This window comes from Streptomyces sp. TAA486, from assembly GCF_000426165.1.
The window spans coordinates 371660-383912 of record NZ_KE384503.1; the positions used below are offsets into that span (position 1 = coordinate 371660).

At 70.3% G+C, this 12253-nt stretch carries 11 protein-coding genes; 8 read left to right on the forward strand and 3 right to left on the reverse strand.

Annotation, left to right across the window (positions count from 1 at the left end):
* Window positions 1–65: 65 nt before the first annotated feature.
* The 5 genes from I004_RS0129455 to I004_RS0129475 all read left to right on the forward strand — a co-directional run bounded on the left by I004_RS0129455 (window position 66) and on the right by I004_RS0129475 (window position 3870).
* The gene (locus tag I004_RS0129455) at window positions 66–443 is read left to right on the forward strand and encodes a phage holin family protein (RefSeq protein WP_028438412.1); all 378 of its coding nucleotides are present in this window, start codon (window positions 66–68) and stop codon (window positions 441–443) included.
* Window positions 444–526: 83 nt separating this feature from the next.
* Window positions 527–1069, forward strand: a complete 543-nt coding sequence (locus I004_RS36935) for a low molecular weight protein-tyrosine-phosphatase (RefSeq protein WP_051345574.1) — start codon at window positions 527–529, stop codon at window positions 1067–1069.
* Window positions 1069–1992: a fructosamine kinase family protein gene (locus I004_RS0129465; RefSeq protein ID WP_037978245.1), complete on the forward strand. Its 924-nt coding sequence runs from the start codon at window positions 1069–1071 to the stop codon at window positions 1990–1992. Before I004_RS36935 ends, I004_RS0129465 begins: the two co-directional genes overlap by 1 nt.
* Window positions 1993–2050: 58 nt before the next feature.
* Window positions 2051–3202 carry a cystathionine gamma-lyase gene (locus tag I004_RS0129470; protein WP_028438414.1) on the forward strand — a complete coding sequence of 384 codons (1152 nt, stop codon included), beginning with the start codon at window positions 2051–2053 and terminating at the stop codon, window positions 3200–3202.
* 287 nt (window positions 3203–3489) lie between these two features.
* Window positions 3490–3870, forward strand: coding sequence for a VOC family protein (locus I004_RS0129475; RefSeq protein ID WP_028438415.1), 381 nt, complete (start codon window positions 3490–3492; stop codon window positions 3868–3870).
* A gap of 201 nt (window positions 3871–4071) precedes the next feature.
* Here I004_RS0129475 and I004_RS0129480 read toward each other — a convergent pair whose 3' ends face one another.
* The 3 genes from I004_RS0129480 to I004_RS0129490 all read right to left on the reverse strand — a co-directional run bounded on the left by I004_RS0129480 (window position 4072) and on the right by I004_RS0129490 (window position 8009).
* A complete protein-coding gene (locus tag I004_RS0129480; protein WP_028438416.1) occupies window positions 4072–5085 on the reverse strand; it encodes a hypothetical protein in 1014 nt (337 codons plus the stop codon).
* 325 nt (window positions 5086–5410) lie between these two features.
* Complete coding sequence (locus tag I004_RS0129485; RefSeq protein ID WP_028438417.1) at window positions 5411–6580, reverse strand: metallophosphoesterase; 1170 nt, start codon at window positions 6578–6580, stop codon at window positions 5411–5413.
* Between the two features lie 277 nt (window positions 6581–6857).
* Window positions 6858–8009 (reverse strand): LacI family DNA-binding transcriptional regulator, encoded by a 1152-nt coding sequence (locus I004_RS0129490; protein WP_028438418.1) that lies wholly within the window; start codon window positions 8007–8009, stop codon window positions 6858–6860.
* A 344-nt stretch (window positions 8010–8353) separates the two neighbouring features.
* On the opposite strand from I004_RS0129490, the gene hisC reads away from it, so the two are divergent.
* The 3 genes from hisC to cydB all read left to right on the forward strand — a co-directional run bounded on the left by hisC (window position 8354) and on the right by cydB (window position 12247).
* On the forward strand, window positions 8354–9433 hold the full coding sequence (hisC, locus tag I004_RS0129495; protein ID WP_028438419.1) for a histidinol-phosphate transaminase: 1080 nt from the start codon (window positions 8354–8356) through the stop codon (window positions 9431–9433).
* Between the two features lie 275 nt (window positions 9434–9708).
* Window positions 9709–11235 (forward strand): cytochrome ubiquinol oxidase subunit I, encoded by a 1527-nt coding sequence (locus tag I004_RS0129500; RefSeq protein WP_028438420.1) that lies wholly within the window; start codon window positions 9709–9711, stop codon window positions 11233–11235.
* Window positions 11236–11245: 10 nt separating this feature from the next.
* Window positions 11246–12247, forward strand: coding sequence for a cytochrome d ubiquinol oxidase subunit II (gene cydB / locus I004_RS0129505; RefSeq protein ID WP_028438421.1), 1002 nt, complete (start codon window positions 11246–11248; stop codon window positions 12245–12247).
* Window positions 12248–12253 lie beyond the last annotated feature (6 nt).

Genomic DNA, 12253 nt, shown 5'->3' on the forward strand with positions numbered 1-12253 from the left:
GTCGCCCCGCGGAGACTTCACGGGCCGTGTGTGCTCCGGCGATCAGCCTCTGCCACGATCACACTATGACGAATTTCCTCATCAAGACGGTCGCGAACGCGGGTGCCCTCGCGATCGCGACGTGGCTGCTGTCCGGCATCGAACTCACCGGCGCCGACACCGCTTCGAAGGCGTTGACGCTGATAGTCGTGGCGTTGATCTTCGGCGTCGTGAACTTCGTGGTCAAGCCGCTGCTGAAGTTCATCTCGCTGCCGCTCCTGGTACTCACCCTCGGCCTGTTCACGCTGGTGATCAACGCGCTGATGCTGATGCTCACCTCGTGGGTCTCGGACCAGCTCGACGTGAGCTTCCACGTGGACGGCTTCGGAACGGCGTTCCTCGGCGGCCTGATCATCTCGATCGTGGCGTGGGCCCTGCACATGGTTCTCCCGGACCGGGACTGAGAGCGCGCCCGGCGCGCGAGCATGGAGAGCGAGAACGAGAGTCCGGTGACCACATACCGGCACAGAACGAACACGGAGAGCGCATGGACCCCTTCCGCGTCTGTTTCGTCTGCACCGGCAACATCTGCCGTTCCCCCATGGCCGAGGCCGTCTTCCGCTTCCATGTGACGGAGGCAGGCCTGGAGGACCGGATCACCGCGAGCAGCGCCGGCACCGGCGGCTGGCACGTCGGTGACCCGGCCGACCCGCGCACCGCCGGGACGCTGGAGGCCGCCGGATACGAACTGGTCCACTGCGCACGGCAGTTCTCCCCGAGCTGGTTCGAGGAGCACGACCTGGTCGTCGCACTGGACGAGGGGCACGAGCGTGAACTGCGCGCCATGGCCCCCTCCGCGGACGACGCCGCGAAGGTACGCCTCCTGCGCAGCTACGACCCGAGCGCCTCCGAGGGCGACGGCTTCGGCTTCGACGTGCCGGACCCGTACTACGGCGGCGCACAGGGCTTCGACGAAGTGCTGCGACTCGTCGAGGCGGCCGTGCCCGGTGTCCTCGCCGAGGCCGCAGCGGCCCTGGAACAGAGACCCGCGGGGGCGGCCGGCGCCCGTCACCGGGAAGAAGCCGGCTGATGCCCGCGCTCGCCGACCGCGTGGCGCAGCTGACCGGCGCCGACGAGGCCACCAGGGTGTTCCCCGTCGACGGCGGGGACATCTGCGACGCCTGGAGCATCATGCTCCGGGGCGGCCGGCACGGCATGCACCGCAAGGTGTTCGCCAAGACCCTGTCCGACAGCCCTCCGGGCTTCTTCGCCGCGGAGGCCGCCGGGCTCACCCTCCTCGCCGTCACCGGCACCGTCGCCGTGCCGGACGTCCTCGCCGTCGAGGACGACCTGCTCGTACTGGAATGGCTGGAGCCGGGGGAGCCCACCCCCGAGCAGGCCCACCGCCTCGGGCGCGACCTGGCCGCACTGCACGGGACCAGCGCGCTCTCCTACGGAACTCCCGGCCGCAACGCCTACATCGGAACGCTGCCGCTGCCCTCCCCCTCCGCGGCGGTCACCGATCCCGCCCACTGGCCCGCCTTCCACGCCGAGTACCGGCTGCTGCCGTTCCTGCGCCAGGCCGTCGACCGCGGCGGAATCGAACCCGCAGACGCCCGTGACGTGGAGCGGCTGTGCGAGCGGATCGGCGAGATCGCGGGCCCGCCGCAGCCGCCGGCGCTCATCCACGGCGACCTGTGGTCCGGCAACGTCCACTGGACGACCGTCGACGCACCGGGCTCCTTTCCCGCGCAGGGCAGCGGCCCTCGCGCGCGCCTCATCGACCCGGCCGCGCAGGGCGGCCACCCGGAGACAGACCTGGCGTTCCTCCAGCTGTTCGGCTGCCCGCAGCTCTCCCGTATCCTCGCCGCGTACGACGAGGTACGTCCCATCGAGGGCCGCGCCGAGCGGGTCCCCCTCCACCAGCTCCATCATCTGCTGGTGCACGCGGTCCTCTTCGGACCGGGCTACGGCGCACAGTGCGGGGACGCCGCGCGCGCCGCGTTGGGCTGACGGGACAGGCACGCACAGACACCGGCACAGCAGCCGCCCATAACGGGAGAGCACAGCCATGACCAGCGACAGCGACGCCACCAGGGTCGTACGGGCGGGCCTGCCGGAGGAGCAGCCGTACGAGCCACCGCTGCCCGGCCCGGTCTTCGCGGCCCACTACCACCTGCCGGGAGACGTCGAAGCGGCGCCCTACGCGTACGGACGGGACGCCAACCCCACCTGGACCGCCCTCGAACGTGCCATCGGCGAGCTGGAGTCGCCCGCGGACGGGGCGCACGCTGACGGCTCGCGCGTGCACACCGTCTCCTTCGCCTCCGGCATGGGCGCCATCTCCGCCGTGCTGCTCTCCCGGGCGCGCCCCGGCAGCGCCGTCGTACTGCCCGACGACGGCTACAACCTCCTCGTACCGATGAGGGAGCGCCTGGGCGGACTCGGCGTCGAGGTCCGCACCGCGCCGACCGCGGACGACGCCCAACTCGGCCTGCTCGACGGGGCGTCGCTGCTGTGGATCGAATCGCCGTCCAACCCCGGCCTGGACGTGTGCGACATCCGGCGGCTTGCCGACGCAGCGCACGAACGCGGCGCACTGGTGGCCGTCGACAACACCCTCGCGACGCCGCTCGGCCAGCGTCCCCTCGAACTCGGTGCCGACTTCTCCGTGGCCAGCGGCACCAAGGCGCTCACCGGTCACGGCGACGTGCTGCTCGGGTACGTCAGCTGCCGTGACGCCGAACTCGCCGCCTCCGTACGGCAGTGGCGCAAGCTGGTCGGGGCGATTCCCGGACCGATGGAGGCGTGGCTCGCGCACCGCTCGCTGGCGACGCTCGACGTACGCACCCAACGGCAGGCGGCGGGCGCTCTCGCGGTCGCGGGGGCACTGCTGGAGCGCCCCGAGGTCACGGGCGTGCGCCACCCCGGACTGCCGGGCGACCCCGCACACGGGACCGCCGTGCGGCAGATGCGGCGCTTCGGCTGCGTCGTCTCCTTCACGCTGCCCGGCAAGGAGCACGCGGAACGATTCCTGGGCGCGCTGCGCCTCGTGGACGAGGCCACCAGCTTCGGCGGCGTCCGCTCCACGGCGGAGCGGCGCGGACGGTGGGGCGGGGACGCCGTGCCGGAGGGCTTCGTGCGTCTGTCGGTCGGCGCGGAGGACCCGGACGATCTGGCCGCGGACCTCCTTCGCGCCCTGGATGTGGCCGCGGTCGGCTAGCTCGTGTCCGGCCAGATCCCGTCCGGGGCGCGGTGCTTGGCACGCACCCCCAGCCTTCGGCCGGGGGTGCCCCCACGCTGCGTTGTCGATCGTCGGCACAGCTCGCTGCAGACCCTCAGCGCCCCAGCGGTATGTCAGTGGACATCGACCGGACGTGGCCCGCCCTGAAATCATCTCGCACGAGCTCGTCTCGGCCGGTACGGTCGCGGGGTTGTCTTCACTGCTGGGAGCCCGTGGGTTCCCGTGTGGCCTCCCCGACGGTTCCCAGGCTGAGAGCAGGTTTCGTTATGGCATGTCGCATCAGTGAGCTCGTGCTCGGTTGCCACGACCCCGAGGTGCTGGCGCGGTTCTGGTGCGAGGTCCTGGACTTCGTCGTACTCGATCGCGAGGACGACGGCACGCTGGAGATCGGGCCCCGCGAGGGCTTCGGCGGTCCGCAGCCGACGATCATCCTCAGCCGCAGGGATGAACCGGAGAAGGGCAAATCCCGGCTCCACATCGACGTCAACGCCACCGACCGCGATCAGGACGCCGAGCTCGAACGTCTTCTGAAGCTCGGTGCGCGCCCGGCCGACATCGGCCAGACGGGGCAGGAGCAGTGGCATGTCCTGAGCGACCCCGAGGGCAATGAGTTCTGCCTGCTCAAGGCCCGCCTCGCCCCGCTCTGAGGCTCATCGGTCGCGCCTCGACCACCAGGTATCTGTGCCTGCCCCGGAGTAGGCGTGACGGTCGCGTCCTGATCGTGAGGTGAGGTCTCCGGAGCGCCGCTGCCGCGGGGCGGCCGCCACCGACGCTCGGTGCCGGCCCGCCACGGTGGGATTCTGGCCCTGCACCGGTGCTGAGACCTGGCCTTCGTCGGCGCGCCGCGCCTACTCCGGCTTGTGCTCGGGACCCCCGTAGTCGGGACTGGAGTAGTCCGGGCTCGAATAGCGCGGGCGGACGCTCTCCTTGCCGTCCGACGGGCTGCGGCTGGAGAAGTCCGGGCCGGAGTAGCCGAGCCGCGGAGTCCGCTCGTGGCTGCGCGCCGCCTCCGGCTCGGACGTCGGCGAGGACGCGTTGTCGCGGGCGTCGAGCCCTTGGTCGTCGCTCCCGGCCCCCGCACCCGCGCCCGGCTGAGCTGCCAGTACGCCCGCGAGGAAGGGCACTATCCCGCGTTCCAGGAGCGCCTCGCGCCAGACCGAGCGGGCCGCCGAGACCTCTCTGGCCAGCCGGGACTCGCCCTGATCACCGTCGGCCGACTCCGCCACCACCTCATCGGCGCGGCTCCTGAGCGCACCCGCCCCGTTGCGCATGGCCGTGAGCCACAGCTCCGTCATCGCGACGACGATCCCGGCGGCGGCCAGTACGGCGAAGACCCAGCCCGCGCCGCGCATCGGCGCCGCGATGGACGGCTCCGGCGAGACCACCCGCAGCAGATTGCCCAGCAGCAGGAAGATGACGGCTGCCGAGCCCGCCAGCAGCGGGACCAGCACGGAGATCATGGCGAGCAGCCCGGCTCCCGCCGTCTCGCTGACGCCACCGTTCACGCCGGCAAGGCTCAACCCGCTTCCGGCGCCGCGCTGTTCGCCGTCCCCCGCTTCCGCCTCGCCGCCGGACCGCACCCCCGAGGACGGCGAGCCGGACGAAGAGGCACGGGAGGCGTCGACTGCGGGTTGTCTCAGCCGGGTTCGCAGAGCCACGTACTGCTCGTACTCCTCCGCGGCGTCCGCGGCGATCGCGGTCGCGGAGCTGAGAGCCATGACGCGCAACTGCTGTGCGCTGATCTGCTCGCCCACCGCAGCCAGGGCAGGACGGCGGTCTGCATCACGCAGAGCCTCGTCCACGGCCCGTTCGAACTCGGGCCGGTCTTCGGGCAGCAGGTGCGGAGCGGTGTTCATGTGCATCCCCCGATGCTCCGTAGGGCCTTCGGGTGCCGGATGGGGGCACTCCCCTCGCCCGGCTGGGGGCACCTCCACCCAGGCCGGCAGGCGCAGGGGGAGGGTGGGGCAGCCACGGCGAAGGATAGGCGAATTCACTGTGGCAGAACCGATATTAGAGGGAGTCGGGTACTTCCTGAGAGAGGGTTTCCGGTAATTGGCTCTCCCCGGCAATGTGTTGCGCGCCGTTGCGCGCCTTCCCGAGCCCGCGTGCGCCCGTTCTCCCCTGGCCCCGCCGGCCCTGCGTCGGGGTCCCCCACAGCCATTGCGAGGGGGGAGTGCCACCAACCGGCTAATCGGCCAAGGGCAGTTGTGTGACGAGGAGTTTCCCGTCCATGGTCACGCCGCCGTCCATGGCGAGCGCGAGACCGTCGGCGTAAAGGTGAGGGCCGGTCACCTCGGGGAGCGCGTCCTCGTCCTCCCCGCCGTCCCCGGTGTCGGCGGCGCCGTTGGCGGCCGGCTCGCCCAGCAGATACGGGATGGGGCTGTGACCGTGCACGATCTGGCGCCCGCCGAATACCGTGAGCAGTTCTCGCGCGGCCAGGGAACCCGTCTCCTCGCGGAACGCGAAGCGCTTGGTGAACCTGCGGAACAGGTCCCAGGTCTCGTCCGCGTCGTTGCGCTGAAGTGCCTCGGTGATCGCGTCGTTGACGCCCTCGATCGTGTTGCCGTAATCGAGATAGCACGTGGCGTCGGAGTGGAGCAGGAGATGGCCGTCGGCGAGTGCCATCGCATCGAGACGTGACATCCACTGGATGTGGTGGTCCTCGAGCCGTTCCATGTCGGAGTGCTGGCCGCCGTTGAGCAGCCACGCCGCCTGGAACGAGGCAGTGCCCGCACTGGAGTTGACCGGTGTGTCACCGAACTTCTTGGCCCCGATGAGCAGCAGTTCGTGATTGCCCATCAGCGCCTTGCAGTAGCCGCCCGCGGCGGCCGCCTGCGCGGAGAGGTGCATGACGAGGTCGATGACGCCGATGCCGTCGGGACCGCGGTCGGTGAAGTCGCCGAGGAACCACAGGCGTGTGTTGCCCGCCGCCCAGTTGTCGTGCTGGTCGGTGATGCCCGCGTCGCGCAGAGCGTCACGCAGTTCGTCGAGATAGCCGTGCACGTCGCCGACGACGTACAGCGGGCCGTCGCCCTCGTCGGTCACGGGGTCGGCGGCGAGGTCCACGAGCGTCGGCTCGCGCCCCTCGTCCGTCCCACCCGGGTTGACCACCGGCAGATCGCGCTCGGTGGGCGTGTATCCGTCGTCGGGCTCGTCGGGGTGTCCGTCGTCGCGTGCGGGAGCGGACGTCTCCTCCCGTGATGGGGCGGCCGTGCGCGTGTGCTCGGCGTCAGCCACGGCTGTGGCCGCGTGAGGCCGCGCGGCGGGGTGTCCGGGTGCTCCCTGGGCCCCGGCCTCGTGCGCGACGGCGTCGCCGCCCTGCCACATCCCGGGTCCTTGACCTGCCCCCTGAGTCATCGACCCCTCCACGATCGCGCGCCGCCGTGCACCTGTCCGGACCTCGCCCTGCCTGCTTCGGAGGGGAGTCCCGCCCGTCGCCTGTCACGCCGACCCAGGGGTCCACACTTGCACAGGTCGGGATCGGGTCCCGGTGTCGTGCGCCCCATCATAGGAACGCCGGTAGCGGCTTGTGACGCACCTGGGGGCGGCAATTGCGGTCCGTGGGCGGGTGGCTGGCGCATTCCTCCGTAAATTCCCCTCTCGTCCGCGGCCCGACACATGGTCCGAGGGGCCGTCAGGCGTCTGCCGGATCATTCGGGCCGGGCCGTTCCGTGGGGGAGCGCGGCGCGCTGACGGTGGTGCGGGGCGAGCGCCGCTGCGAGGACGTACGGATGATGAGGTCCGTCGGCATCACCTGATGCACCGGCGCGTCGCCGGCGATGCCCTCGATGGCGTCGATCAGGAGCTGGATGACGGTGTTGCCGATGCGGCCCGGCTTGAGCGAGAGCGTGGTGATGGGCGGCTCGGTCGTGTTGTAGACGCTGGACTCGCTGCAGCACACCAGCAGCAGGTCCTCCGGCACGCGCAGCCCGTACCGGCGTGCCGCCGCCAGCAGGTCCGTGCCGTTGGGGTCGAAGAGCCCGTACACCGCGTCGGGGCGGTCGGGCCTGGCGAGCAGCCGGTCGGCGGCGACGGCGCCCGCGCAGTGGTCGTGCGCCGGGTAGTGCTCGTAGACGGGTTCCTGGCCCACGCGGGCGCACCAGTCGAAGTAGGCGGTGGTCGACAGCCGCGTGTAGGTGTCGGTGCTGGTGCCGGTCAGCAGCCCGATGCGGCGTGCGCCTGCCTCGGAGAGATGGTCGAGGAGGCCGCGGACGGCCTCCTCGTGGTCGTTGTCGACCCATGCGGCGACGGGCAGCGAGCCGCTGGGGCGTCCGTCGGAGACGACGGGCAGACCTGAGCGGACGAGTTCCATGACGACCGGGTCCTCGTCGGAGGGGTCGATGACGACGGTGCCGTCGAGTGCCACGTTCGACCACAAGTCGTGCCGCGAGGTGGCGGGCAGGATCACCAGGGCGTATCCGCGGGCGAGCGCGGCCGAGGTCGCGGCCCTGGCCATCTCTGCGAAGTAGGCGAACTCGGTGAAAGTGAACGGTTCTTCGCCGTACGTGGTGACCGTGAGCCCGATCAGGCCGGACTTGCCGGTGCGGAGCGTGCGGGCGGCGGCCGAGGGGCGGTAGCCGAGGCGCTGGGCGACCTCGCGCACGTGGCTGCGGGTGGCGTCGGGGAGGCGGCCCTTGCCGTTGAGCGCGTCGGAGACAGTCGTGATCGAGACACCGGCCGCGGCGGCGACATCGCGGATGCCCGCGCGCCCGCTCAGCCGGCTCCCCCCGCGTGCCCGGCGCGAGGCCGATGCCCGGCTTACCTGATGCTTCTCTGCTGCTGTCATGGCGCCCCGATCGTAGGCCCGTGGCGGAGGGGGTGCGGGACACTTCGGGGGAACCCCAGAAGGCACGATTCTGCATGTGCTGACCAAGCCAACAGCCTTGGAATACATGAAAGTTGACGACCCATCATGAACTTTGGCCTCCTCCGGGGGCGATTGCGCCGACGGACACGGCCATGTTGCGAGGAGGTCTCAACTCACCTTCATGAGTGATGCGCGCCACGGCTCGAGCCACCAGCGCGGAAGTGCGTGAGGGGGCTCATGATGCAAGCCCGTACGCCCCCTGTCGGATTCCTCTTAGGGTTAGCAGTATTGATGTTGGTGGCAGGGACGAGGAGGAGTCAGCGGTGAGTGAGAACAAGCCCAGGCTGCGCGGCGCGCTCGAAGGCATTCCCACGTACAAGCCGGGCCGGCCGGCCGCCTCGGGGCCCGCGGCGTTCAAGCTGTCCTCGAACGAGAACCCGTACCCGCCGCTCCCCGGCGTGCTGGAGACGATGACCGCCGCGGCCGGCACCGCCAACCGCTACCCGGACATGGCCTGCACCGGCCTGATGGAGGCGATCGGAAGCCGCTTCGGCGTTCCCGTCGAGCACGTGGCCACCGGCACCGGCTCCGTCGGCGTCGCCCAGCAGCTGCTACAGAGCACCGCGGGCCCGGGCGACGAAGTGATCTACGCCTGGCGTTCCTTCGAGGCGTATCCGATCATCACCCAGATCTCCGGCGCCTCGTCGGTACAGGTGCCCCTCACGGACGCCGAGGAACACGACCTGGACGCCATGGCCGGCGCCGTCACCGACCGCACCCGGCTGATCTTCGTCTGCAACCCCAACAACCCGACGGGCGTTGCCATCCCGGGAGACTCCCTGGAGCGGTTCCTCGACCGCGTCCCGGACGATGTCCTGGTCGTGCTGGACGAGGCCTACCGCGAGTTCGTGCGTGACGAGGCCGTCGTCGACGGCCTGGACCTCTACCGTGACCGCCCCAACGTGTGCGTGCTGCGCACCTTCTCCAAGGCATACGGACTCGCCGGTCTCCGGGTCGGCTTCGCGGTCGCCCACGAACCGGTCGCCGCGGCGCTGCGCAAGACCGCCGTGCCGTTCGGCGTCAGTCAGGTCGCCCAGGACGCCGCGGTCGCCTCGCTGCGCAGCGAGAACGAGCTGCTCGAACGCGTCGAGGGGCTCGTCGCCGAGCGTGCACGCGTCTCGCGTGAACTGGTCGCGCAGGGCTGGACGGTTCCGGAGTCGCAGGCCAACTTCGTCTGGCTGCGGCTCGGTGACCGTACGACCGCTTTCGCCGAGGCCTGCGAGAAGGCGGGCGTGATGATCCGGCCGTTCCCGGGTGAGGGCGTACGCGTCACGGTGGGGGAGAACGAGGCGAACGACCTCTTCCTGCAGACAGCGGCCTCCTTCCGCAAGAGCGAGTTCTGAGCGCACCGCCCCCATCACGCGAACCAACAGTCACGCGAATCACGCGAACCCCAGCCACGCGAACCCGAGCCCCGCGAACGGCCGCCGCACCAGGAGCGACGGCCGTTCCGCGTTTCGGGGGACCCCCTTGCCGTGTCCGAAAAGCCCGGTCGTAATATCTCTTGTGAATGTGAACGCATTCACGAGTACCACTTGTGGACCGGTCAAAGCTGTCCGAACGCGGACGAACATCACGCCGGACACCGGCCACAGCCGCGAGGCAAAGGAGAGAGCCGGTGGAGTTGGCAGCACTGGCGCCGGAGACCCTGGCGCGCTGGCAGTTCGGCGTCACGACCGTCTACCACTTCCTGTTCGTGCCCCTGACGATCTCCCTCTCCGTGTTCGTCGCCGGACTGGAGACGGCGTGGGTGCGCACCGGCAGGGAGAAGTACCTCAGGGCCACCAAGTTCTGGGGCAAGCTATTCCTGATCAACATCGCCATGGGTGTGGTGACCGGCATCCTGCAGGAGTTCCAGTTCGGCATGAACTGGTCGGACTACTCCCGCTTCGTCGGGGACGTCTTCGGGGCCCCCCTCGCCTTCGAGGCGCTGGTGGCCTTCTTCTTCGAGTCCACCTTCATCGGCCTGTGGATCTTCGGCTGGGACAAGCTGCCCAAGGGCCTCCATGCGGGCTGCATGTGGATGGTGGCCCTCGGCAGCGTCCTGTCCGCGTACTTCATCCTCGCCGCCAACTCCTGGATGCAGCATCCCGTCGGCTACCGCATGAACCCGGAGAACGGTCGTGCCGAACTCACCGACTTCGTCCGGGTGCTGACACAGAACACGGCGCTGGCGCAGTTCGGGCACACCCTCGTCGCCGCCTTCCTCACCGGCGGGGCGTTCATGGTGGGCATCGCCGCGTACCACCTGATGCGGGGGCGGCATGTGTCCGTGATGCGCTCCTCGCTGCGGCTCGGCCTGGTCGTGATGGTGGTGGCCGGAGTGCTCACAGCGGTCACCGGCGACCGGCTGGGGAAGATCATGTACGACCAGCAGCCGATGAAGATGGCCTCCGCCGAAGCGCTCTGGGAGACCCAGGGGCCCGCGCCGTTCTCGCTCTTCGCCGTCGGGGACGTCGACGAGGGCCACAACGAGGTCGCGATCGAGATCCCCGGACTGCTGTCCTTCCTCGCGCACGACAACTTCTCCGAGGAAGTGCCCGGCATCAACGACACCGACGCGGCACTGCGCGAGAAGCACGGCGACAAGCTCGGCATCGACGACTTCCGGCCCAACATCCCGCTCGCCTACTGGTCGTTCCGGTGGATGATCGGCTTCGGGATGTCCTCCTTCGCGCTCGGCGCCGCCGGGCTGTATCTCACCCGGCGAAGGCTCTGGCTCTCACCGGGTCTGCGCACCGCCGACGACGAGGTCCCGCGTCTCGCCCTCACCCGCGACCGTGAACTGGGTACGGCACTCACCCGCTGGTACTGGCGGCTCGCGCTGCTGACCATGCTCTTCCCGCTGATCGCCAACTCCTGGGGCTGGATCTTCACCGAGACCGGCCGTCAGCCCTGGGTCGTCTTCGGCGTGCTGCCCACGGCCGCGGGTGTCTCGCCCAGCGTCAGCCAGGGCGAGGTCATCACCTCCATGAGCGTCTTCATCGCGCTGTACGCGCTGCTGGCCGTCATCGAGATCAAGCTGCTGGCGAAGTACGTCAAGGCCGGTCCGCCGGAGCTGACCGAAGCCGACCTCAACCCGCCCACCCGGATCGGCGGACACGACACCGACGACCCCGACCGGCCCATGGCCTTCTCGTACTGAGGAGCACGCGATGCAGCTTCACGACCTCTGGTTCGCGGTGATCGCCGTGCTGTGGACCGGCTACTTCTTCCTCGAAGGCTTCGACTTCGGCGTCGGAGTCCTCACCCGCCTCCTCGCCCGAGACCGCGGGGAGCGGCGCGTACTGATCAACACCATCGGGCCCGTCTGGGACGGCAACGAGGTGTGGCTGATCTCGGCCGCCGGCGCCACCTTCGCCGCCTTCCCCGACTGGTACGCGACGCTCTTCTCCGGCTTCTACCTGCCGCTCCTGGTCATCCTGGTCTGCCTCATCGTCCGAGGCGTCGCGTTCGAGTACCGCGCCAAGCGCTCCGGGACGACGTGGCAGGACCGCTGGGAGTGGGCGCTGTTCGTCACGTCGCTGCTGCCGGCGTTCCTGTGGGGTCTCGCCTTCGGCAACCTCGTGCGGGGCGTACCCATCGACGCGGACAAGAACTTCGCCGGGGACCTCGCCGACCTTCTCGGCCCGTACGCGCTGCTCGGCGGGCTCGTGACGCTCACCCTCTTCACCTTCCACGGCGCGGTGTTCACCGCGCTCAAGACGACCGGCGACATCCGTCCGCGCGCCCGGCGTCTGGCCACCATGCTCGGCCCGGTGTGCGCCGTGCTCACCGCGGCCTTCCTCACCTGGACGCAGCTGAACTCCGGCGGCAGCGTGAGCTTCGTCGCCTCCGCGGCCGCCGTGGGCGCTCTCCTCGCCGCCGTCGTGGCCAACGCCGCCGGCCGGGAGGGCTGGGCCTTCGGCCTGTCGGGGGTGACCGTCGTCGCCGTGACGGCCGCGCTCTTCATCGCGCTCTTCCCGGACGTCATGCCCTCGTCGCTCGACCCGCGCTGGAGCCTGACCGCCGAGAACGCCGCCTCCAGCCCGTACACCCTGAAGATCATGACGTGGTGCGCGGCGCTCGCCACACCCGTCGTGATGCTGTACCAGGGCTGGACGTACTGGGTCTTCCGCAAGCGCATCGGGACCCGGCACATCGCCGGGAACCACTGATGGGGA